The 23,639-nt window shown below is 48.5% G+C and carries 16 protein-coding genes; 2 read left to right on the top strand and 14 right to left on the bottom strand.

Translation table 11 applies throughout. The features are described from left to right. Nucleotides 1-191 precede the first annotated feature (191 nt). The 6 genes from MKX50_RS03730 to MKX50_RS03705 form a co-directional block, all read right to left on the bottom strand. On the bottom strand, nucleotides 192-2,423 hold the full coding sequence (locus MKX50_RS03730; protein WP_339158456.1) for a U32 family peptidase: 2,232 nt from the start codon (nucleotides 2,421-2,423) through the stop codon (nucleotides 192-194). A 152-nt stretch (nucleotides 2,424-2,575) separates the two neighbouring features. Further along, nucleotides 2,576-3,379 carry an energy-coupling factor transporter transmembrane component T gene (locus MKX50_RS03725; protein WP_339158455.1) on the bottom strand — a complete coding sequence of 268 codons (804 nt, stop codon included), beginning with the start codon at nucleotides 3,377-3,379 and terminating at the stop codon, nucleotides 2,576-2,578. After that, the gene (locus MKX50_RS03720; RefSeq protein WP_339158454.1) at nucleotides 3,361-4,269 is read right to left on the bottom strand and encodes an energy-coupling factor transporter ATPase; all 909 of its coding nucleotides are present in this window, start codon (nucleotides 4,267-4,269) and stop codon (nucleotides 3,361-3,363) included. The genes MKX50_RS03725 and MKX50_RS03720 overlap by 19 nt, the downstream gene beginning before the upstream one ends. 4 nt (nucleotides 4,270-4,273) lie before the next feature. Beyond that, a complete protein-coding gene (locus MKX50_RS03715) occupies nucleotides 4,274-5,089 on the bottom strand; it encodes an energy-coupling factor transporter ATPase (RefSeq protein WP_339158453.1) in 816 nt (271 codons plus the stop codon). Between the two features lie 12 nt (nucleotides 5,090-5,101). After that, entirely contained in the window at nucleotides 5,102-5,680 is a 579-nt protein-coding gene (locus MKX50_RS03710; protein WP_244996876.1) for a Gx transporter family protein, read from the bottom strand. Beyond that, nucleotides 5,664-6,059 (bottom strand): NusG domain II-containing protein, encoded by a 396-nt coding sequence (locus MKX50_RS03705; RefSeq protein ID WP_213594863.1) that lies wholly within the window; start codon nucleotides 6,057-6,059, stop codon nucleotides 5,664-5,666. The genes MKX50_RS03710 and MKX50_RS03705 overlap by 17 nt, the downstream gene beginning before the upstream one ends. A 241-nt stretch (nucleotides 6,060-6,300) precedes the next feature. On the opposite strand from MKX50_RS03705, the gene MKX50_RS03700 reads away from it, so the two are divergent. Both MKX50_RS03700 and MKX50_RS03695 read left to right on the top strand, forming a co-directional pair. Then, nucleotides 6,301-7,395: an FAD:protein FMN transferase gene (locus MKX50_RS03700; RefSeq protein ID WP_339158452.1), complete on the top strand. Its 1,095-nt coding sequence runs from the start codon at nucleotides 6,301-6,303 to the stop codon at nucleotides 7,393-7,395. 646 nt (nucleotides 7,396-8,041) lie between these two features. Next, nucleotides 8,042-8,191: a hypothetical protein gene (locus tag MKX50_RS03695; RefSeq protein ID WP_339158451.1), complete on the top strand. Its 150-nt coding sequence runs from the start codon at nucleotides 8,042-8,044 to the stop codon at nucleotides 8,189-8,191. A gap of 657 nt (nucleotides 8,192-8,848) precedes the next feature. On the opposite strand, the gene MKX50_RS03690 is transcribed toward MKX50_RS03695, so the two are convergent. The 8 genes from MKX50_RS03690 to MKX50_RS03655 form a co-directional block, all read right to left on the bottom strand. Continuing rightward, nucleotides 8,849-9,634, bottom strand: coding sequence for a hypothetical protein (locus MKX50_RS03690; RefSeq protein ID WP_339158450.1), 786 nt, complete (start codon nucleotides 9,632-9,634; stop codon nucleotides 8,849-8,851). A 241-nt stretch (nucleotides 9,635-9,875) separates the two neighbouring features. Further along, entirely contained in the window at nucleotides 9,876-10,208 is a 333-nt protein-coding gene (locus tag MKX50_RS03685; protein ID WP_339158449.1) for a hypothetical protein, read from the bottom strand. A 10-nt stretch (nucleotides 10,209-10,218) separates the two neighbouring features. Next, nucleotides 10,219-15,450 carry a polymorphic toxin-type HINT domain-containing protein gene (locus MKX50_RS03680; protein ID WP_339158448.1) on the bottom strand — a complete coding sequence of 1,744 codons (5,232 nt, stop codon included), beginning with the start codon at nucleotides 15,448-15,450 and terminating at the stop codon, nucleotides 10,219-10,221. A 38-nt stretch (nucleotides 15,451-15,488) separates the two neighbouring features. Continuing rightward, entirely contained in the window at nucleotides 15,489-18,710 is a 3,222-nt protein-coding gene (locus tag MKX50_RS03675; protein WP_339158447.1) for a hypothetical protein, read from the bottom strand. Nucleotides 18,711-18,971: 261 nt separating this feature from the next. Beyond that, entirely contained in the window at nucleotides 18,972-19,796 is an 825-nt protein-coding gene (locus tag MKX50_RS03670; protein WP_155611830.1) for a carbohydrate ABC transporter permease, read from the bottom strand. Then, nucleotides 19,793-20,677 (bottom strand): sugar ABC transporter permease, encoded by an 885-nt coding sequence (locus tag MKX50_RS03665; protein WP_019635278.1) that lies wholly within the window; start codon nucleotides 20,675-20,677, stop codon nucleotides 19,793-19,795. The genes MKX50_RS03670 and MKX50_RS03665 overlap by 4 nt, the downstream gene beginning before the upstream one ends. Nucleotides 20,678-20,706: 29 nt before the next feature. Continuing rightward, a complete protein-coding gene (locus MKX50_RS03660; RefSeq protein WP_083484821.1) occupies nucleotides 20,707-21,984 on the bottom strand; it encodes an ABC transporter substrate-binding protein in 1,278 nt (425 codons plus the stop codon). A gap of 118 nt (nucleotides 21,985-22,102) precedes the next feature. Beyond that, on the bottom strand, nucleotides 22,103-23,614 hold the full coding sequence (locus MKX50_RS03655; protein WP_339158446.1) for a helix-turn-helix domain-containing protein: 1,512 nt from the start codon (nucleotides 23,612-23,614) through the stop codon (nucleotides 22,103-22,105). Nucleotides 23,615-23,639 lie beyond the last annotated feature (25 nt).

Genomic DNA, 23,639 nt, shown 5'->3' with positions numbered 1-23,639 from the left:
TCTTGCACTTGCACCTGCATTTAAACTTGCTTGCAACTCGTTACTACTACTACTACTACTATTGCTATTGCTACTCTTACTCTTACTCTTACTCTTACTCTTACTCTTACTCTTACTCTCTTACCCTTACTCTTTACTCTGCGTTACACCTACTATCTACACCTTCACCTAAACCTGTATTGCACTTCCACCTACATCCGCACCTGCACTCGTTCTTTCTCCTGTTTCCCTTCACAAGCTCCATCCACTGCTTCGACTTGACCCGGCGCAACGCCGTCGAACTGCAGCGCTCCCAGCGTATATCCCGCGTAGACTGGGGTCATTCCAGCAAATAGCTCACCAGCAGTTTCTGGTCTCTCTATCGCCGCCCTGTACGTACTAACGATCGACCGCAACTGCTCCGGCTGGTAGGTCGCGCCTTCGATCCGGCAAACAGACAGTCCGGCATCCTGCAGCTCATTCATTACGGGCAGCAGACACAGCTCCTTGGCCAGCATCAAATGGCAGCGCCCATGTACATCGCGGTAAACCGGGTTCTCTCCCTTGTCAGTCATCAGCACCAGAGTACGGTTATCGACGTACCGGTTGTCCTCTTCGCCTATTGGCTCGAACACCTCTGTGTTCTCATACAAATCAAGCTCCATGTACATCAGGGCAGGCGAGCCGTGCACCACGACCTCCATTGGAGCCGCCGCATTCACCAGCAGCTTGGTCAAATCATGGAGCGGGAGTTCGATGGAAGCTGTAAACCGCTCTACACCAAGCTTCCTATACATCTCTGCGGCCAAATGATTGAAAATATTCAAATTGATATCGCCCACAAGCGGATAACCTTTGGAGGCAAATTTATGGATTGCGCCGAGGTTCGTCACGAGTATGCCGTCGATAGGTAGGCGTTCACCAGACAGCAGCCCGTCGTATATTTCGAAGTGCAGCTCGTTCATCATGCGCGGCAAACCTAAATACAGCTTGGCGTTCCCCTTGATCACTGCCAGTTGTTTAATTTCCTGCTTCGTAAATGGCCGATCCGGCTCGAACACATCGCCCGAAAGATAAACATGATCGGCCCCTGCCTCAAACGCTGCTTGCGCTTGGGCCGCATTATTCACATGCACGGACAGCTCCATTCGGTTGTTCAGGTTGTTCGAGTTGTTCGAGTTGTTCGGGTTATTTTGGCTATATTGGTTGTTTCGATTGTTTTGGTTATTCCGACTGTTTTGATTGTTTGGGTAACATTGGTTGTATGGGTTGCCTTGTTCCATTTGACTGCCACGTTCCATTGGTTTGCCTCGTTCCATTCGTTTACCTTGTTCGGCTTGTTTGCTCAAATTGTTCCGCTCGTCCTCTTGCCGCCCCGCTTTGCTGCTTGCTGCAGCCTCGGCGAGATAAGCCGCAACCTCACCCAACCGTTTGTCTCCGAGCCTCCGCTCTTCGGTCGGCGTGCTGAATACCTTGCCTGTGCTATAAAATTTGCCTGTCCCCTCATAGCGCTTATTCATGTAGGTCAGCCCCGGACGGCCAAACGCATAACCGGTGGACAAATCACGCTTGCGGTTGTCGTACAGCAGCTGGGTATCCCGGCTCCGTTCAAAGCCGACCGGATCGTCGATGTACCGATCGATCGCGTCTCCATACGCATTGACCAGCATCAGCACAAACTCCGTGTCGCGCATACGCCCTTCGATTTTAAAAGACGTCACCCCGCCATGAATCAGTTCGGGAATATGCTCGTACATGAACATATCCTTCACGGCAAGCGGATATTCGGAAGGATACACATAGCCGTCCTTCTTCACCCGGTAGTCCCAGCGGCACGGCTTCAGGCACTTGCCCCGGTTGCTGCTCATCCCGAACACAAGCGAGCTGAAGTAGCAATTCGCCCCATGCACGGAGCACATGTCGCCATGAATGAAGTATTCCAGCTCCATGCCGGTCGTCTCACGCAAATACCGCGTGGTCTTCAGATCCATCTCCCGGGACGTGACGATCCGAGTGACACCCATCTGGCTCAGCGCCTCGATCATCTCGCGGTTATGCACATTCATCATGACCGAGGAATGCACGGGAAGCTGCAAGCCCATGTCCTGAATGAGCGCCAGCACAGCGAAATCCTGCACGATCATGGCATCCGGCCCCGCCTGTTCCAGAAAGCGCAAATATTCCCGCGCCTCTTCGATTTCCCCTTCGTTCAGCAGGTTGTTTACCGTAACGTACACTCTTTTATCCAAGCCATGGGCCAGCTCAATCGCCTCCACCATCTCCGGGCGGCTAAAATTATATCCTTTGCGCATCATGCGCATATTAAGGCTCGGTCCCCCGAAATAAACGGCATCGCAATTGGCACGGATCACTTCCTTGAAGATTTCAAATGTTCCCGCCGGCGCAAGCAATTCGACTTCTTTTCCATTAAAATAACGAGCCACAGCGTTTCTCCCCTTCCTGCCTCAACTAAGCTGTACTAGCAGTCTATATTGATAAAGTTGAATTTATTGTGATTTTTTTCACTATACATCTGTCATTCCAAACAGCCCTGTGTTGCCGTGCACGCGATGAATCCCTCGTCCCCATGCTTTTTTCACATCAAAATCCTATACATCAGCACGCTGGCAGCCAGGATTACAAATGATAAAATGAACCAGGTGTCACGGCGCTTCCAGACGAGCAGGTGATATTCCGAACGCGGCGCTCCGATCCGGTAGCCTCTCGATTCCATCGACAGCACCAGCTCCTCAGCCCGGCGAAAAGCTCCTACCGTCACCGGAACGAGCAGGGACACCAGCATCTTCCCTTTCTCTTTCCATGGCAGCTCCCGCAAATCGGCGCCCCGGGCGGCCTGCGCTTTCACGATCTTCTGCGCTTCATCCAGAATCGTCGGGATGAAGCGCAGCGCAATGCTCATCATCAAGGTCAGACGCTGCGCGGATAATCCTACACCCTCCAACGGTTTCAGCACGCCAGCCATCCCTTGGTTTAGGAGCCCGGGCGTCGTCGTAAACGTAAGAATCGTCGTAAAAGATACAAGCAGCGCCATCCGCGAGGCCGAGATCAGCCCGAGGCTGACTCCTCCGGAATACAGCGTCCATGAGCCGATCTGCCACAGCGCCGTTCCCTCGGTCACCGTAAAGCACTGCACGGCAAAGATAAACACCATCAGCACCCAGAGAGGCTTCGCCGCTTTGACATAATACTTGAGCGGAATCTTCGTTGCCGTCATATAAGCGAGGGAAAAAACGGCGGCGACGCCAAGCGCAGGCCATGAGCCGACAGCGACAATCGCGATGAGATACAGCAGCATGGCCGTCAGCTTCGCCCGGGGGTCGACGCCATGCACCCAGGAGCCCGTATCGATGCTCCGGCCGATCAGCAGCTTTCCCCGCATGCCATTCTCTCCTCTCTGCCTCTTAATGTGCCTGCAGCCGAAAGCACCTCGGCAAGACGTTCCGCCAGTGATTCCGGCGTTAAGCACGGCTTCTCCGCCTCCAGCCCGCACTTGGCAGCCAGCCTATTCCATAACGTGATGCATTCCGGAAGGGCCAGCCCTTCCCGCTCCAGGAAGGCGGTTTCCCTGACCAGAGCAGCGGTCGTCCCCTGAAATAACGTCCGGCCGCCCTTCATTACGATCCAACCGTCCACATAGGGCAGCAGTTCCTCCATCCGGTGCGTCACGACGATGACCGTCTTCCCTTGCTCCCGATGCAGCTTCGACAGCAGCGCAGCCAGCTCGGCCCGGCTCTGTGGATCAAGAGTGGCCGTCGGCTCGTCAAGGGCAATGACCTCCGGGTCCATGGCCAGAACGGAAGCAATGGCTACCTTGCGCATCTGCCCGCCGCTGAGATGAAAAGGATTCCTCTGCAGAATCGATTCATCCAGCCCAAGCAGGGACAAGGCCCATTTTGCCCGCTCCTTCGCTTCCGCGAGAGGCATTCCGAAGTTGAGCGGTCCGAAGCAAATATCCTTCTCCACCGTATCCTCGAACAGCTGCTGCTCGGGAAATTGAAAGACCAGTCCGACCCGCCTGCGCAGCTCGCGCATTGCCGGCGCCTTACCCTGGGCGTCTATTGGCACATCTAAGACACGCACACGCCCTGCGGTCGGCTTCAGAATGCCGTTGAAATGCTGCAGCAGCGTCGACTTGCCAGAGCCCGTCGTCCCGGCAATCCCCGTGAACGTTCCAGGCTGAATATGGAGATTGATACCCTCAAGCGCCCCGCTTCGCCATAAGCTGCGGTCATCGTATGCATAGCTGACTTCCTCGAATGTAATAGCCATAGTGTCACCGTCTCCTCGTTTGCCAGCCAGGGAGAATGCCGTCTCCATCCAACCCCCGCTTCCGTAATTCCTGCACCAGCCTGACCCGGTAAGGCGCGATCAAGCGGCAAGCGTGCAGCAGCTCCTCATTCTCGAACAGCTCCGCCGGAGCTGTATCTGCTGCAATGGCCCCGCCCCGGAGCACGATTGCCCGGTCCGAGGCCATAATCTCTTCCGCATCATGCGTAATCGAGATAAGCGTGTAATCACCGCTGCTCCGCATGTCCTGCCAGATGTGCAGCAGCTCGCCGCGCGCCTTCTCATCCAGCATGGAGGAGGCTTCATCAAAAATGATGATGCCTGGTTCCATCGCTAGAATCGAGGCGAGGGCCACACGCTGCTTCTGCCCGCCGGACAGCTCTGCCGGGTGCTTGGTCAGCAGATGGCTGATTTCCAGCTTCTCGGCGTAACGCTGCACCCGGTCTGTCATTTCCTCGCGGGAAAGGCAGCGCCCCTCTAATCCAAAGGCGATATCCTCCTCCACCGTGGAGCCGATAAACTGGTTATCCGGGTTCTGGAACACCATGCCGATCCGGGGACGGATCTCCCAGACTGAATCCTGCGTCAGCTCGCGGCCTTCCACCACAATCGTGCCGCTGTTTGCGGCCAGCAGTCCGCCCAGCAGCTTGGCAAGGGTCGATTTGCCGCAGCCGTTAGGCCCGACGATCGATACCCAGCTTCCAGAAGCAATGCGGAGCGTCACCTCATCCAGAACCGGGGTATCCGGCGAATATGCGAAGGAAACTTCGTTCAATTCGTAAGCGTATGCTGCTGCGGCCATCTTTTCACCCCCTTAATCCGTCAGAAAAGATTCAAACAACGACAATCTGGAAAGCGCAGGAATCAAATAACGAACCGCAATCCCGACTGCAATCCCCGTCAACACCCCTGTAATGAGCAGCATCGGCAGGTAATAGAATATTTTCGTTGTCAGGAAATACAGCGATGCCGCGGTAAGCTGTCCGATGTTATGGGCAATCCCCCCGACGATGCTTATGCCGATCATGCTCAGTCTCTTGCGTCCCACCAGGAGCAGAAACCACATCGCCGCAAAGCTGAACAGCGCACCCATAATACTGAACAAGAAGCTGGAAAACGTACCAAAAATAAAAGCGGTAAGCAGCGTTTTTAGCAGCACCATCATCAAGGCGTCCCTCGCCCGCAGAAAATAAAGGCAGGTCAGCACCATAATATTCGCCAGCCCCAGCTTGGCGCCGGGCACGCCCATATTGATCGGAATCAGCGATTCAATCAGGCTCAGCACAACCGCAACCGCAGCGAAAATCGCGACGATAACCGTTCTTTTCAACATGAGAGTGGATGACTCGCCGCCAAGCGTTCTCGGCGCGGCTGGTTTATTTAACGACGGCATCGATCTCATCTCCTTCCCCGGAAGCTCCTTCAATTTCTACGATCATTTTGTGCGGGAGACAGACGATCGTGCCTCCGTTACGCTGGACAAACCCGAAGGTCAGGCATAACTGATCAGGGCAATCGGCCTCAATCATTTCTATGCCATAATCATGTACCTTCAAAATGTTGAGGCCATCCTCGGTTTCAATTTCAATGATTTGCTCCTCTTCCGTGAGCTCCACGGATCGTACCAGCTTGCCATCGACCTTGATATTTGCAACAAGTGGATTGTTATTGTGATTGTTTTCACTTAAATCTCCAAAAATCCACCTTGGAACAAGAAATGCCATGGCAATGACAACAATCAAGCCGATCAGCAGGATATCTCCACGTTTCATAGAGAAAACTCCCTTATTTTTTGATTATATAAATCTTAGATGATCTCATTATAACCCCTGTTCAATGACTAACCTGTGCGATTTCTCTCATTTTCCCAGTTGTCACAAATCCCTCACTTTATAAGGATTTTAATGGAATAATCATCACTTTGTGAAAAAAAGTACTTTAAACATTTTCCTGCCCTTGATACAATAAATTTGAATGAATCAATTTAGAAGCAAATGAAATGAGGCGGCGTTTATGAAGCACAATAGACTAATTACCTTAGGATTAACGCTATTGCTATCAACGGCATTATTGGCTGGCTGCGGCACAGATCCGGGCCTATCCAAGGCCTCCGGCGAATCTAGCGATAAGACGGCAAATTCGCATGAGACCGTGAAGCCGATGGGAGAAACGTTCTTCATATTCGACACCGTCGTCAACGTGAAAATATATGATGATCGCGCCACACGTCAGCATTTCAACGAAATTGAAGCCCTGCTAAATGACATTGACGGCAAAATCAGCCGTACGCTGGAGAGCAGCGAAATCTACCAGGTGAACAGCCATTCCGGCAAGTCGCCAGTTGAAGTTTCGAATGAGACGTTCGAATTGATCGAGAAAGCTCTCGACTATGCGAAACGAACAGATGGAAAGTTCAATCCCGCCATCGGCAACCTGGTCACGCTGTGGAACATCGGCCATGAAGGCGCCAAGGTCCCAGACGCCGATCTGATCGAAGCCGCCAAAGCGCTAAGCGACTATCACCTGATCGAACTGAATAAGGAAACGCACGAAATTTATTTGCAAAAAGAAGGCATGGCCATTGACCTTGGCTCCATCGGCAAAGGCTATGCGGCAGACGCGATTTACGAGTACCTGGAGACGCAAGGCTTCAGCAGCGCGATCATCGATCTGGGCGGCAACATTTATGCTATGGGCAATAAGCCGGGCGGCAAGCTGTGGAACATCGGTATCCAGGATCCGGGCAAAGAACGCGGTAACTCGATCGGCACGATTCAGGTGGCCGACAAGACCATCGTCACCTCCGGCATCTATGAGCGCTTTTTTATCGAGGACGGCAAGCTCTATCAGCATATTCTCGATCCTGGAACCGGTTATCCGGTAGATAACGGCATCAGCAGCGTCACCATCGTGACGAAGCACTCTACCGATGCGGATGCCCTGTCCACTTCGCTGTTCGTACTCGGCATTGAGGACGGGTTGAAGTTCATCGAGGATACACCGGACACAGAGGCCTTGTTCATTTCCAAAGAGCAGAAGCTGTACGCTACTTCCGGATTCAAGGACATGTTGAATAAAACGAACGACAGCTATACCTTTGCCAACTAGGCGTGAGACAAGTGGATCGACGATAGACTCGTAAAGACCGCATCCCACTTTCCCGCTTCAGCCTTTCGCTGGAGCGGTATTTTATTTTCACGAAATATTCTTGCTTTAACGACCGAACTATAGTATTATTATAATTTGAGTTGCAAACCGCTTTTAAGTGTAGTTCCTCACAAGATTATAGCCCTCCTATACCTGACCAGGTATGAAAATTCCTATGAATGACCCAAAGTAAGGATTTAATGGATTTCTGATTCACACTGGCGCGGTCATCGGAGCCGCAAGGACAAAAGAGAGGCAGGGCTTTTGTTGTTTTAGAAAATGATTGTGGTTGTAGTCTGAGCAGGAACCAAAGTTGTTCTTCCCGTGTACAGGAGAACAGTAAATATATAAAGCACAAACGCCCGTTTCCACTTTAGCCGTGGTTACGGGCGTTTTGGTTGTGTAGCTGTCAGCTATAATGCCAATTTATTCTAGTAGATGAGTTTTAACACCGTAATCAGGGTATTCGTCAATTGCTTTCAATCATTTAGGTCACTATATTTTTATTTTCAAATTCTACATGATCTCCAAGTGCAAGTCTGTAAAATAGTTTGTGTAAACTCCTGAACCCATAAAAATGGAAGTAATAGAAAGGTTGGGAGAACACATGGGACTTTGGTCAAAAGAACAACTGCGGGCTTTCATGAAGGAAAATCAGCTGGTTACGGCCCAGGAGTTTGTGGGTGGAAGTGAGCGGCAAATTCTAACGGTTGTGAGCGACGTTATTTGTGCAAAAATGTTGTTTAACAAAATGTAACGGTTGCCAGTGAGCCTATTTCCGCTTTTTCGTAGGCAGAGGGGCTATTTCGTCCAAATAAGCGCTCATACAACCGTTAGAATAGAAACTCCGTTTTTGGGAACGATTAAGCGCTATGACAACCGTTAGCGTAGCCTCGTTCCAAACAGGCCACTCGTTAGAAGCTAACATGTTGATTCCTAAGTGTCCATACCGCTTACATTCGAAGTCCTCTGCGATGGTAGGATGTTCCCCGGGACCGAGGGGCAGATCATCATCGTATTACCGACCGCTTGAATGCCGGGTTTTTCGTCGTACGACAATTACTATGTTGAGTCCAAAATTGGGGACAAATACTGCTGCAGTTCTCCATCTTTTCCCGAAACGCATCGGTAACCATTTACGTTTTACATCTAGTATCTCCTCGTAACATACATGACCTAAATATACCTTGCGCACTAAATGCGCATCCAACACTTACTAAGTAATCATTAATTTATTCTTTCTCTACATGCAGACGATTTGTCTCCTTCTATAATTCCTCTGTCCTAGGCTTTGGACTTCCAATCATCATTAGAAATGCAACCCCTAGAATTCATCGGTAAACCAAATGGTTTTTCCAATATCTATTCTAGGGGAACATTTCACAGATATGGTTATGTTATTTTAATATTATTTTCAATTTGCGAGAGTAGGCGTTGTATCCCTCCATACTATATTCTGAGTAAGAATATGATTTTTAAGATCACTATACTTAATTTCAAATTCTACATGGTCTCCAAGTGCATGAGGTACATTAAAGCTTATACCAAGCGATTCATCTGCAAAATAAGTGAATACTCCTAATTCATTTATATCGCTTACTTCGTCAGATTTATTTAAGTAAGCAATCAACTCAGCATTAGAATAGTTACTTAATTCCTCCCTTGCTTCTGATTCAACATTCAAATCGGAATCATATGGAACATATCTCGCCCCTCTTAACAAATCAATAAACTCATCATTTATTTTCACTACATCCCTCAATAATAACTTCCTAGAATTTTTTACATCAAGATTCACTGTGAAAAAGAGGGATTTAGGATGCGCTCCATCTTTTACATAGCTTGATCCTACATACTGAATACTAATTAATGTATTCCCGACACACTTGGGAATATAATCAACATCAAGCTCATAACCTTGTTCATTACCTCCATATTGCTCTAATGATTGCATAGCCTCACTCTTCAGAATCTCATTTAGTTGTATTCCATGTTCTAAGTTATTATGATTAATAATTTCAGGATAAGAGATATTAACATTTGGGTTAGAGTAACTCACTTTTTTTATTTCTAGTTCTTTTTCATTTGATTGCAATGTGATGCTATTCTCCGAGCCGATTGGATTTTTTGTTAATAATCCATTCTCATTATTCACACAAGAAGTTAATAATACCAATAGGATAAGCACGGTCACTTTCAAGCAACAGTTCTCCTCTCACTTATCTTCAAAACTTAAAATCGTCCATAACCTCACCCTCAAGGGTTAAGAGATAATGGTACTACGCAATTAATCGTTCGTCTAGTATTACGTTTAATGTTACCTGTACATATTCAATCGGATGATCATAGTGCATAAATGCCCGATTCATTCAGCACTTGGTGGGGTAAAAGAAGAGACCTTGAGGATTGCCGCCCTCAAGGTCTTAATGCAATGACCATTATTATGGTCTAAATACAATTTTGCAATAAAAAGTTAGGTTTCCCTTGCTTTGTGATAGTAATAAATACTCGGTGTTATGCTCGGTATCATTTCTAACATAAAACGTGGAAGTATATTGAATAAATTGCACCAAAGAAGAAAATACACTTTTAATATTCGGCAACGTGTAATCATGCATCCTAACGCTCACACAATATACTTTGTCTTCCGAAATATCAACTTTGCAGTCTAAAACCTTGTCATTATAGTTTAAACAATCACGAATTTCAGATGACAACCCTGGGATAATATCATGATCTAGTTCTTTAACTAATTTTATAAAAGAATCTTTCATAGACACCCTCCTATTTCTTAGATTTCGGGATATAATTCCCACCATTTTTACCTTGAGGATATGAATAAACGGTAACTATATTTTCTCCCCACTCATCAGTAATTACGGTATTGCCACGGCTGTCCTGGTATCTCCATTGAGCCTTACCATCATCTCCGATTTCCTTGACTCTGTTCTTTTTATTATTGTTTATAATATTATCAATGGTTTCTGAGGTAAATCCCCGTTCATCTGCTCTCTCAGCTCCATGTTTGGTAAATATTCTTCCTCCTGGAGTCTTATCACCACAATTAATATTATGAACCCAAATCCCCAAACTGCTCACATAGTAAGTGTGGAAATCAGCAACAGTAAAGTTGTAGACCTTAACCAGTTCATCATGCTTAACAATCTTTATATTGTCAATCGTCAAGGTATTTCCGTTACTTTGCTGTAATTTATCCCCCACCTGCAAGTTAACCGCTAGAACCCATCCCTTACCTTCAACCCAGAATGGATGGTTGTCGGTCGTCTCAATGACCTGATCTTCTAATGTAAGTTCATAGGTAATCTCCTTATCATTTCGATACAGATGTGTAACTTCCTTGTAAGCCTGTTCACCAGTCTCTTCATCCTTGGCAAGAACCTTATCTCCGACTTCAATGTCCTCGATATTCTTCTCCCCTTCGTCTGTTAAAACCTCTGTCCCCGCAGTAAAACAATTACATTCAATTCGTTTTATTGCTTTTTTTATATCCTGGGCTTCCTCAGCTATTTTTTGCGTTTTTTTGAATACTTTTAACGCTTTAACAGGAGGTAAATTTTCAACGATGATTACTCCCTTGTCAAAACTACTGGCTTCTTTATCTATTAATGTTCTAACATCATCGAGATAAAAAATTTCAATGTTCTTCTTTGAAGCCTCTACTTGTGCATCAATGTTTGTTTTGCAATTTTCTATATCTGCTGCACATATCAACGAAGGAGTTGGTGCCATGGGCATTATATAATGCCCACTAGGATCCGTATAAGTCAAAGGATTATTATGCACATACGTATACAAGTTCTGGCTCAGCGGGTTAGTAATGTCCCCTTCATAGCTATCCTTCGATACGAACCTTCCCGCGTTCGGATCATACCAGCGGGCTCGGAGATACTGCAAATCCGTCGTTGCATCCCAGTACTCTCCAGAGTAGCGGAAGATATTCGGAACAGTCTCTTCCTCAAGCTCATGGTTGCCCCAAATGTCGTAAGTGTAGCTGTTCAGCTGGTTCCCCGCGCTATCGACCAGACCTACTACGTCGCCATGACCGTTAAATTGATAATACTGGACTACTCCGGTTGCTTGATCCACCCGGGACCATAGCCGGCCGGCTAAATCGTAGATGTAGGTGTAGGTCAAACTTGGTGAACCATTGCTTACTTCTGCTTCTGCAATCAGCTTCGCTTGTTCGTCATAGTAATAGCGGGTACGCTCGGTTCCTTCAGCCCGCTCGTATAGCAAGCCGTCGCCGTTATAGCTGTAGCTGACTTCTGTACCGTCTTCGCCTGTTACCTTTGTTAAACGGTTGAGGCTATCGAAGGTGAATTCGGCATTCGTCATGCCCCGAACCTGCTGGCCCTCTACTTCGAGGCGATTGCCGCGCTCGTCATAGACGTACTTTTTGCTCAGGTCTTGCCCATTCTCCTCTTGAATTCGATTCAGGGAATCATAAGCAAAGGTATCGGCGGCCCCGTCCTGGCTGCGGGAAATAATGTTCTTGTTGTCGTCGTATTGATAAGTGAACTGCAAGCCCGCAGCACGCTGTACTTCTGCATTCCCGCTCATCTCGCTCATAAGAGCTGCAGAGCTGCTTCTCAGCGTTCTTCCCGCCGCCCCAGGCGCGAGCGTCATCGCCGTCAAATCATAGCCTTCATACGTGTATGAGGTGCTTTGTCCATTACTGGCAGACTGGATCTGCAGCAGTCCGTTCGCTTGGTAGTCGAAGGTCATCCGATCCACTGACCCCGACCCGGCAGTAAAAGCCGCTATTCTTCCATTGCCTGAGGCATCATGAACCACATCCAGAGCGCTAACCCGGTTCATGGCATCCAATGTATACTGAGCGCCTGTCGTTTTACCGGAAGCATCCTTCAGTGTGTATCCCGTCCGCATCTGCTTGTTATAGGAATATTCGATTTGCGTACCGTCAGGATAGGCGATCCTCGTTAGCAACCCGCTTTGCGGATCATAGGTATACGTCGTATTCCCTGTAGCGTCGGTCATTCCGGTACGGCGCCCCATCGTATCGTAACTATATTTTATCTGCTGGCCAGGCGCTTTAATCTGGGTAAGCAAATTATCGCTATTATACTCGTATTCCGTAAATTGACTCGCGTGATCCAGCGATCTGATCAGGTTTCCTCGTGAATCGTAAAAGAATGCCTCAACCAACCGTTCCTCGTTAATTTGCCGGATCAGGTTGCCTGCCTGGTTATATTCCTTCTCCATATACGTATTATCCGGATATTGAATTTTGGTCAGATAACCTGCCAAGCTGTACGTATAACGCGTCGAACGCTGCTCAGGATCGGTGACAGATATCATACGCCCAAGCGCATCATATTCATATCGGGTCTGTCCGCCATTTCCGTCCGTGACGATCACCGGGTGGCCTTCCAAGTCGTAGACCGTCTGCTCCAAAGGAACATATGCCCCGTTTTTCGATTCCTCGAACGCCAATACATTTCCAAGCAGATCCGTCTTCTCCTGATGCTTCACGCCAGCAGGGTCGGTGTAAGTCGTCGTGCGGCCAACCATATCATACTCGACTCTGTCCTGGGAACCGTCTGCAAAGATAGTTCCCGTAAGGCGATTGAAGCCATCATAGACAAAACTGGTTTTATTTCGCTCGGCGTCTATAGACTCCTTCATATTCCCTTCTTGGTCATATACGTATTGAAAAAGAGCGTCGTCTACCTTCTCCTGAACGAGCAGTCCAAGCGGGTTAAACTTTTCGACGATGACGATGCCTTCCGTGCCCGTAGTCGTGACCGTGTTCAGCTCATCCTCATATCTCACCGTCTTCGTGGTCTGATCACTGTAAAGCGTTTGGATCAGGCGGCCAATTACATCATAAGTATATGAGGTCACCGCTCCCGACTCATCTTCTGCCGATTTTATTTCACCCGCTGAAGTATATTCATAACGTTGGCTAACTTCGGTATAAAAACCATCCACGGAATGAACGACCATCGAGCGTTTTGTCGGCAAATGTTTCCCATAAGGAGATTGGTACGCATAGTTCACCGTATTCGTTCTTTTATCATCTTTAACATTGGAGGAGGCGATATTTCCGTAAGCATCGTATGTGAAATCGGTTTGAGCTAATAGCTTGCCGCTTGCGCTATTCTCTCTAACGCTGGATTGCAGCACGCTCCCCTGGTTATTGTACTGATATTGCTCCACCCTTGACTGATTACTGCTGAGCTTGGTGCTGATTTTACTTGGCAGCGCCCAGAAGAACAGAGCAGCAGATGCGGTATATTCATAGCTGATCTCCTGTCCCGTACTCCAATTTTCCGCCGTCACCAGTCCCTCATCATTGTATTGATAATGAATGGACAAAGGCTCTGAAGCACGGCCTCCCTGCATATAACTTTCGGTGACCTGAACAGGAGCATTCCAGCCCTTCGTTTCATCGTAAGTGAATTGCTGCTTGTACTGCGTACTTGCTTCCTCGCTGCGCTGCTCGCCTAAGTAATGGATATCCGGCTTGCTGCTCGATTGGTAGGTTTTGTTAAAAACTCGCGTATCCTTGGAGCGCGTAGCCTCCATCGTCGTCGTCCAGGCTGCCGCTTCTCCATAGCTGTTCAAATCCTCACCGGAATAACGGAATGTTACCGGGTGTAGAACTTCGTCGCCGGCCGTAGTAGAGTAGGAGTCCTGACGAGAACTAACTTTAAATACGAAGTCAGTAGCGTAATCCCCGATCTGCTTCCGCGCTGGAGTATAATCGAAGTCGGTCATCCCGGATCCCGGACGAACGATCCTGAGCAGCAGCGCAGATGATTTGACCGGTTGAAGCTCTCCCTGATCGGTTAGCGAGGCCAAGAAGTTAAATCGGGACTCCGGATAGGAATAGTAATATTTCGTGCTCCGTCCGGCGGCGTCTTTTGCCTCGCTGAGAACCTTCTGACCGTACTCTTCCTTCTGGAAATATTCCATTTTCCGATTCGTACCGGATTGAGTTACGGTCACTTGGTCTCCCGAATAGGAGAAGACCAATTCGTTATCGTCGCTATTGACGATTCGTGACAAAACCGTCCCTTCGCCCTGCGCAGCATAGTGAAAATATACTTTATTCCCGTAATTGTCCGTAATCAGGATCAGATGCCCTGAGGAATTGAAGTAATATTGATTTCCATTGCGGACGGACAGCTTTATTTCGCTTGTAGAATTCCCAACTGTTTGCGTGCGGTCTGCTGTCAATCTAAGATCATTCCATAAGTAACCTTCCAACTGCAAATCTTCAGACAGCTTGTAACGGCCTACTCCGGGGAGATCCAGAATCCGTGAACCGCCATAGGTATCCATATACGGAATTTCCCATCTCCATCCTCGGCCAATAGCCGTGTCCAGCTCATCCCTGCGAATGCGGGCTTCATTAATGTAGGCCCCATTCTCGAGCCTAACGCCGATTTCATCATTAGCTCTGGCACTGTCATATACACGAACCAATGGAAAGGACAGAGCTCCCGGCAGCGAGAAGTCCATATAACGGAGCTTCATTCCGCCGGTCGCCGTAGAAATTGAATCCGTCCCATATCCTACTTCATATAAAGAGGAATCATCCTGCAAGGAATAATGCTCTACTGCCGCTTGATCATACTCAAGGGACTGGGCAGCCGCTGAAAAATCATGGACTAGCCCAGAGTAAGTATGATTGGCGCGGCTCTCCGCATCCGGCACAAGAAGGTCCGCTTCCTCGATAGCACGCGTTACGTCATAACGGGAAATAGCCGCTTCGTAACCCGCTTTTCCTCCTTGTAAAGCCGAGTAAATTTGGTACAGCGTATAACCTTTAGACAACTGTTCATCGAGCCAACCCTCGCTGACATCAAATTGCCGGAGAATCCCGGACACCGTCAGTACATTTCCACTAGCGGATTGCGCATCAACTGCAGATGTATTACTTTGTTCCGGTGCTCCATATACGACAGTTTCCAGCAGACTGGCGCTGATCAAGGTCAAGCACAGAACGAAACATATTATTCTTTTCATGATTTCACCTCAGTTTTTCTCTTAAAAAACCCTAAACCTTAAAACGGATATATTTTCTTCGTTCTTTGCTTCAAATTGCCCTTGGAATCGTAGTCGTAAAGGAGAATATCCCCTGACGGATAAATGATTTGAGTCAGCCGTCCATCCGGTCTATATCGAAAAGACGCCTCAGGTTTGATCTCCATCAGAGCCACCATGATTTGAAATTCGAAGGGTTGCGAGTTTTTCTCAGCTAGCTTCAGGTAGTAGGTCTTTCCACCCTCTAAGTCGAATTCCCATACCGTATAATCCACTCCAAATTCCTGTTCGCTATCCTCCAGCGGCAATATCGGCGTTATCAGCTCTTTCTGATCATATAATGTCAGTTCCGGCTGCTGGGAGAAATTCCGCAATTCCTTGGTAGCGAAGCGATATTGTCCCGTTTCCGGTGCGACAAAGCGATAATACCCGTTCTGGCCGGCTGCTTTAAACACATATGCCACCTGCCGATGCAAAAGATCTTCAAAGATATACTCCTGTACATCGACCGCTTCAAATGTCCGGTAAGGAGCCGCAAAAGTGACCGGGTTCCCTAGTGCCGTCCTCACCTGAACGGTTCCACCAGCAGGGATCGGATAAGATACCGTCGCCTTCTCACCCTCCCTGATCACCGTCCCGTTTGCATCCAGGATCGTATAATCAAAGGAACGATTGCCCGCTGTACTCGCATTTGTAGTCAACTTCGCGGCAAAGCTGCCTATATTCTTAAATCCTGCGCTCTGATTTGTAGACAATGTGCTCTTCAATAACGCTTGCTCCAGACTTGGCACTGCCTGGAAGGACTGCCCGTACGTAAACGTGACGGGTTGATCCGTTATTACCGTTACGACCACTTCTGCCCCGCCAGGAACGGAAAGGCTGCCTTGCTGATCGAACTCAGCTTCCAGCGGCTCTCCATTTGCAGCATATATAGCGTAATCAAACAAAGACAGCGTGTTATTAGATGCGTCGCTGGTTAGGGTTTGCGATGATGACTGCAAATTCACAAATAAGTAGCTTTCATTTTTAGATAGGGTCACTTTGTTGACCGCGGGGTTTTCCCCAGGCATTCCCGTAAAGGACGTATAGACTCCTCCAAAGGTGATGGCCTCCGTTAATGGTGCAACTGTAATAGAATGCTCTGCAGGAACTGAGACGGGAGTGTAGCGGCTTGGATTGTCTCCCCGAATCGTTCCATCCGGCCGTCTTAGGACATATGCAAATTCCTTTGAAGAGGTTGCATCGCTGTACAAATATTCCGACTGACCGCTAATGTTCACATAAGTATAGGAATTACCTGGCAGCACAGTAGCCCGCAGCATCGCAGGATATGCCGACGGCTCGGATGTAAAAGAGTCGGTGTAAGAGAATGTTACCGGGTTCACAGATTGCCCCGTGACAACCGCATAACCTCCGGCAGGTATCGATACGCTGCCTTTTTCATCAAAACCTCCCCGGTCTACACTTCCGTCATTGTTGTATATTGCGACGTCAAACTTTCCGCCGCTTTGAGCCGTATCACTGGTAATCGCTCTTGACCTGGATCCGATATTTGTGAACAGGTACGACTGCCCGTTATGCACGATTTGCTTGGAAATGGCCACGCCTTCCTTGTCCTTCCAATCAAACAAGCGGTATATGGCGCCAAACGTAACCGGAATATCGGACACCGCGGTCACAACGATACTGTTACCTTTTGCAACCTGCGGATTAGTATAGGTGTTAGCTCTCCTCCCTTGCTGCGTGCCATCCGGGTAGTATTCCGCCCAGTCGAAGCGGCTGCTGGAAGAAGCAATGCTGTACAAATATCTGGCAGCGGAGCTGATATTTCTAAACTCAAAGCTCTCTCCCCTGGATAGAGTCACCCTGAAGTGTGAAGGCTCATCGCTAACTTCTGCCGAGAAATCATCAGCGTACTCGAAGGTAACCGGAGCGCTGTCCCGAACCGTAAAAATGACGATAGATCCGGGAGATAGGGTTGGTGTACCCAAAGAGTTAAAGCCTTGAGAAACATAATTTCCATTCACGTCGTATACGACGTAATCGTATCGGCCTTTCACTGCTCTAGCATCGTTCTTAACGCCATTCCGCAGCGTACCGTTATTCGTGAAGATATAAGAATCCCCTGGTGATACAGTGACCCTGCTAAGCGCCTCATCTCCGCGATTTTCTCTCATAAAGGAGCGATATGGAGCGCCGACGCGAACCGGGTTCTCCGTAACCAAAGTAATAGCTACACGTCTTCCTACGGCTACCAATGGTAAAGTGGTCGTATTCGTCCCCCTGGAAACCTCTGAGCCATCCGGCGAGTAGACGACATAATCAAATTTATCTTTGGAGGTTCCCGCATGCTCCGGACGATCGGACTTGGTGCCGATATTTATAAATTCATGGCTTTCACCCGGATACAGCATGAGACTATCGTATGCCGGCTCGTCCGTTTCATAACCATAGAAGCCTTCGTATGGAACGGCAATGGTAACCGGTATGTCAGAAGCTCCCGTAAGTACAATCGTATCTCCTACACTAAAAGAAGGCTTGGAATAGGCATCAAAACTTGACTTTTCTAAGGAACCATCGCTTTTATAGACGGCAAAGTCATAGCGCATCCCGTTGGAGGAAGTTGCGTCGCTTATGATGCTTCTCGAAGCAAGCGATTCGTTAGAGAATAAATAACTCTCACCACGGTGCAATGTTGTTTTAAGCAAAGCGGGAACCGGTACGTAAGAATAAGTAAGTACGTCATTAAAGGTTACCGTTACCGGGTAACCGTAATCCGCAGAAACGACAGTATATCCCCCTTTAGAATAAACAAGCGGATTACCCGTGTACGCCATGTCATCCGACACGACCTTCCCATCCGCATTATAGGAAACATAATCAACGCGAATATTATTCGTTGACTTAGCATCTGTTGTTAAGGTCGTTGTGGTGGATGTGTCATTCGTAAACTGTACGCTCTCCCCGGGATATATGACCAAGCTATCTTTTGCAGCGGCAAGCATGAACATATAGGTGCTGTCCGTCACCGTTAGTTCTTCCGGGGACAGTGGCGTATCATCAATTTCTATAGTGTCGGCAGGCACCCATTCATCCAAAGATGGGGAAGCGTTATCTACCCGCTGGTGACCATGCCCCTCTACAGGCAGTGCTTCTCCTTCGGCAAATGTTGATACAGGCCCAAAACTTCCTAGAAGCAGCAGGACAGTCAAGGCAAGCAAAACTAATTTTCTAAGATTCAACTTATTTCCTCCATTTCCCAAATTTATTAATATGTATCATCTTTATCGGCTAACTTACATTTGATCTTATATAGTCATAAAGTCCCTTATCTGGTTGGATTAACAAAAAGAAGCCACCCCCAACATCCCGTTGAAGGTAGCTTCCAGCTTGTAGTTTCTATTTAATTTCCAGCCTGTTTCCACGCTCTTATTATCCAGCTCGGCTGAATTGGGTCGTATATCTCGGCTTCGTGATTTTGTCGCTCACTGCCTGAATTCCTCTTATCCTTTCACTGCCCCGCCAACGATCCCCTCTACGATTTGCTTCTGCATGGCGATAAAGAATACAAACACAGGGGCAAGCGTAATGACCGTCATCGTCATGAACATCGGCCAATTGACCGCGAATTCGCCCTTTGCCTTGTAGATCTCCAGAACGAGCGTTGTATTCTCCCGGGAGCTAAGGAACAGCATCGGGGACAGGAAATCGTTCCAGATCCACATCGTTTGCAGCACGGCACAGGTTACGGTAATCGGCTGCAGCAAAGGCAGGATGATCTTCCAAAATATGCCCCAGATGGAGCAGCCATCGATGATCGCCGCCTCCGACAGATCCTTCGGAATGGTCTTCATATACCCCAGGATCAGGAAGAAGACAAACACCGAGCCCCCTAAATACATCGTCGTTAATCCATACAGCTTATCCACCAGCTTCAAGTTGGTCATCAACTGGAACAGTGGCACGAGCAGCGTCTGAAACGGAACCATGAACCCAAGCAGTAAATATCCCATAATGACCCGGTTTACGCGAGTCCGGTTATATACGATTGGATACGCTGCCATGGCTCCGATCAGTACCATCAGGATAACGGCTGTTACGGTCAGAAACAAGCTGTTGCCGAAGCTGCGCAGTATCGGCGTCTCCTCAAAGACTCTGGCATAATTCGAGAAGTTCCAGCTTGTAGGCAAGCTGACCGGCTTTGTTGCCGTTTCGAACTCACTTTTAAACGTGTTGACGATAATGATGTAAAAAGGGAAAAAAGTGAGCAGTCCGAAAGGAAGCATAAGAACATCCAGTATCCATAATTTCCGTTTGGATCCTATCATTGCATGCGCTCCTCCCTTTTCTGCATCAGGTTGAATTGGACGAAGCCAATCACTAGCACGATAAGGAAGAAGATGACCGAAATCGCAGACGCGAGGCCAAACTGAGCTTCGGAAATCCCCCGGAGCACGATCACCTGCGTAATCGTATGCGTCTCAAAACCAGGTCCGCCGTTCGTTAATGCAAACGGGATCTCATAAACCTTCAAGCCGTTAGTGATTAAGAGCAGCACGCTCACCGTCATCGCCGGAGCCAGCAGCGGAATAGTAATGTAGCGGATCTGCTGCCACTTGTTGGCTCCATCGATTGCCGCTGCCTCGAAGAAGTCCTTGGAAATCGACTGCAGGAAGGCCAGGTAAATGACCGCGTGCCAGCCGGTCGTGGCCCAAACAGCGACGACAATCGTCGATACCTTGGCCAGCACAGGATCGGATAACCATGGCTGGGCCGACATCCCGAACAATTCGCGCAGGAAAGTGTTTAGAATCCCCGACGGAATCGGCGCGAAGATAAACCCCCAGATAAAGGCCAACAGCAGGCCGCTCGGAATGGACGGGAAGAAAAAGACCGCCCGCAATACATTTTTACTGAAAAAATTCTGATCCAGAACAAGCGCTAGCGGAATCGCAAGTAAAGTGACCAGCACCGTTGTTGCGACCGCAAACAATATCGTAAATGATATTCCCGATACGATCGCATTGTCGGCGAACAAGCGCGCATAATTTTTCAAGCCGATAAAGTCATAGTTCGTTGAATACCCGTTAAAATTAGTCAGGCTAAGCATAAATGAGCGAATTAACGGGTAAATCGTAAACAAGGTATAGATGATCAGAATCGGAATCAGAAACACCTGGTATTGCAGCTGTCGCATAAATTTACCCAAGATTGATCTTCCTTTCAGTGAGCTAGACCTTAGTAACTCTCCATCTCAATGAATTTCTTATCAATGGCTTGAACAGCTTCCTCCGGCGTAATCTTACCTACAGCCATGTCCTGGGTCGAAACCACAAATTGGTTTCTGAGCGCTTCCTGGTATCTTGGCCAAGTTACCATAGGCAAATAGATTCTGCCTTGCATCAGGCCTTCCTCATATGCGTTTTGCAGGGCAGGATGCACTTCCGCCTCGAAGCCCTTGGCCGTCATGATTAAATTCGTGCCCTCATAGAACAGCTGCAGGCCTTCCTCCGTGCTCAAGTACTCCAGGAACAGCAGCGCTTCCTCTTTATTCTTCGTCTTGCTATTCACCGCAAACCCTACGCCAGGCGCCCCGACATAATAGCTCTGACCCTTCTCGAATCCAGGCAGACCCATCACTCCGAAATCCAGATCCGGCACCTGCGTCAATTTATCCATCACCCACGGGCCGCTGAAGAACATCGCGACATTGCCGAGTGCAAACTCGCTTTCAACTTGATCTCCAGTCAGGCCAATCATGTCGGAGGTCAAAATTTTCGTATCGATCAAATCTCTTTTCCACACTTTAAACACTTCTGTCCATCCATCGGCAAATGTTTTTTCGCCAGCAAAGATCTTCTCGTCAAAATCAGGGTCTTGGGACAGCACCATGTTCCCGTATAGAGCCGAATGGATTTGCGTCAAATCCTGCATGGTATCATAAATCGGGACAATTCCTGCCTCTTTCAGCTTCAAGCACACGGCGATGAACTCATCCCAAGTTTCAGGGAGCTCCGTAATACCTGCTTTCTCAAATAGCGCCTTATTGTAGAACCAACCGCCTACCCAGCCGTTTTGCGTAAAAGCGTAGGTTCTTCCGTCCTTGCTCAGCATTGGTTTATTGCTGTCGAGCATCACATCCATGAACGGGTAGTCCGTCAGATCGATTGCATGTCCGCCGTCGATAATTTCATTGCGGTTCTCGGCAGCGATCATAAAAATATCCGTCGCGGAATCCGACAGCAGCATCGTCTGCAATTTCGAAATATAGTCTTTGACCGGCGGAGCAAATTGGAAATCGAAAGAAATATGCGGGTATTTCTTCTGGAACCCTTCCAGCACCGGCTTCATTTCGGACTCATTGTTCCAGGCTAGGATGCTCAGCTTCACCTTTTGCTTGCTTTGCCCGCCCTCGGCGCCGCTGGCTGCGCTTTCAGAACTGTCCTTGCCTCCGCAGGCGCTGAGCACCATCGTGACGATCATAACCATAATCAACAGCAGTGACTTTCTTTTCACGTTTAGTTCCCCCTTATTTCAACATTGTAAGCACTTACACTCATTTCAAAGCTTACTCCGGTTCCTTTCGCGGCGGAATTCATATTGTTGCGCAACTTCTTGTATTTCGTTGCACGGCTTAATGTTTCTCGCCTCGATGGAGCTGACGGTATTGCTTGGGGGACACGTCATAGTATTTTTTAAACGTCCTGCTGAAGTGACTCTCATCGACAAATCCAGTCACAGAGGCAATCACACTGTTCTTCTCCTCCGTGCGGAGCAGCAATTCGGCGGCCTTCTCCATCCTAATCTGAATCACATAATTCCAATAGTTCACATTCATTTCCTGCTTGAACAGCCTGCTTAACTGAAAGCGGTCGACGCCAAACCGGTCCGCCACCATCTGCAGAGACAAATCCTCCCCATAGTTGAGGTCGACATATTGCTTCACTCTCATAACCATATCCTCCGTCAGGTTCGGGCCTTTCATGATGCTAGCGATATGATCGATTAAGCTCATAAATAAGAGCTCCAGCTCCCGGATATTACGATAGCTCTTAAGGTCATCCATGGTGATGTTATCGAGCTTCGTACTTGACCTGCCCTTAGACGGAATCGATTGGGCAATGACGTACAGAAAATGAAGAACTAGAGAATAGACATCCTCCGGCGGAATCCGCGAGCTCCGGAAATAATCGAACATTTCTGCGGTCAGCTTCCTGGCGGCCTCCGGAGCGAATTCGCGGACAACCATCTCCCGATAGGCCTGCTCATAGCTCTGAAAATGCTGCATGCCCCATGCCTCGTTAAATGTTTCCTCCTGGTAAGCATTCACGGGTTCACAGGTATAGAAGCTCAGCCTGCCGGCTTCCTCGCTCTGCTCCAGCAGCTCCGGCAGCTGGTCAGCATGGCATCCGTTCATCATTCGGCTTGCTCCAATGCTCACCGCAAGTTCGGGTATATGGGCTTGAATACGGGATAACGTCTCCTGGCACAGCTCCAGCAACCGGGATTCTAACATTGGAGCGGTTATTCCCAGCAGGCAGCTGTATTTATCCCGGCTCTTTCGGTAGACTACCGGAATTAGCGACGGCTCCGCCTGGAGCAGCCATTCCGCAAGCATCGGCTCGCTCAGGCTCTCTCCTTCGATCTGGAGGACGGCGCATTGCTGGAGCTTCAGCAAGCCGCAGGCCCGCTCAACGACGGCGAGGCTATTGGCATACGCAGACTTGGAGTGCACCAGCTTCCCGAATTCATGGGCCAGAACGGATTGCTGCTCTGCTTGTATGGCGGATGTAAGCTCAAGAATGGTTTTCTTCAGCAATACGACATCCACGGGCTTCAGCAAATACTGATAGACGTCCAGACGCAGCGCCTCCCGCGCATAGGTGAATTCATCGTGAGCGCTTACAATGACGGTTTTCGGCTTCTTTATGGAATGATCCAGCTGCTGCAGGGTTTCGATCCCGCTCATAAATGGCATCTGAATGTCCAGTATGACGATGTCCGGCAGGAACTCTCCAAGCTGCTGCAGCGTTTCCCGGCCGTCGTAAGCATGTTTGATTTCCGTAATCCCTAAGGCTGCCCAGTCCATCGTTTTATCCAAAAAAGTGTGCAGGGAAGTTTGGTCATCCGCTATTAGCAATTTCATGGCATGTCCCCCTCATACAACGAGC

The sequence above is a fragment of the Paenibacillus sp. FSL W8-0186 genome, from assembly GCF_037969765.1.
Lineage (GTDB): Bacteria > Bacillota > Bacilli > Paenibacillales > Paenibacillaceae > Fontibacillus > Fontibacillus woosongensis.
This window is presented reverse-complemented; position numbering and strand designations above follow the sequence as displayed.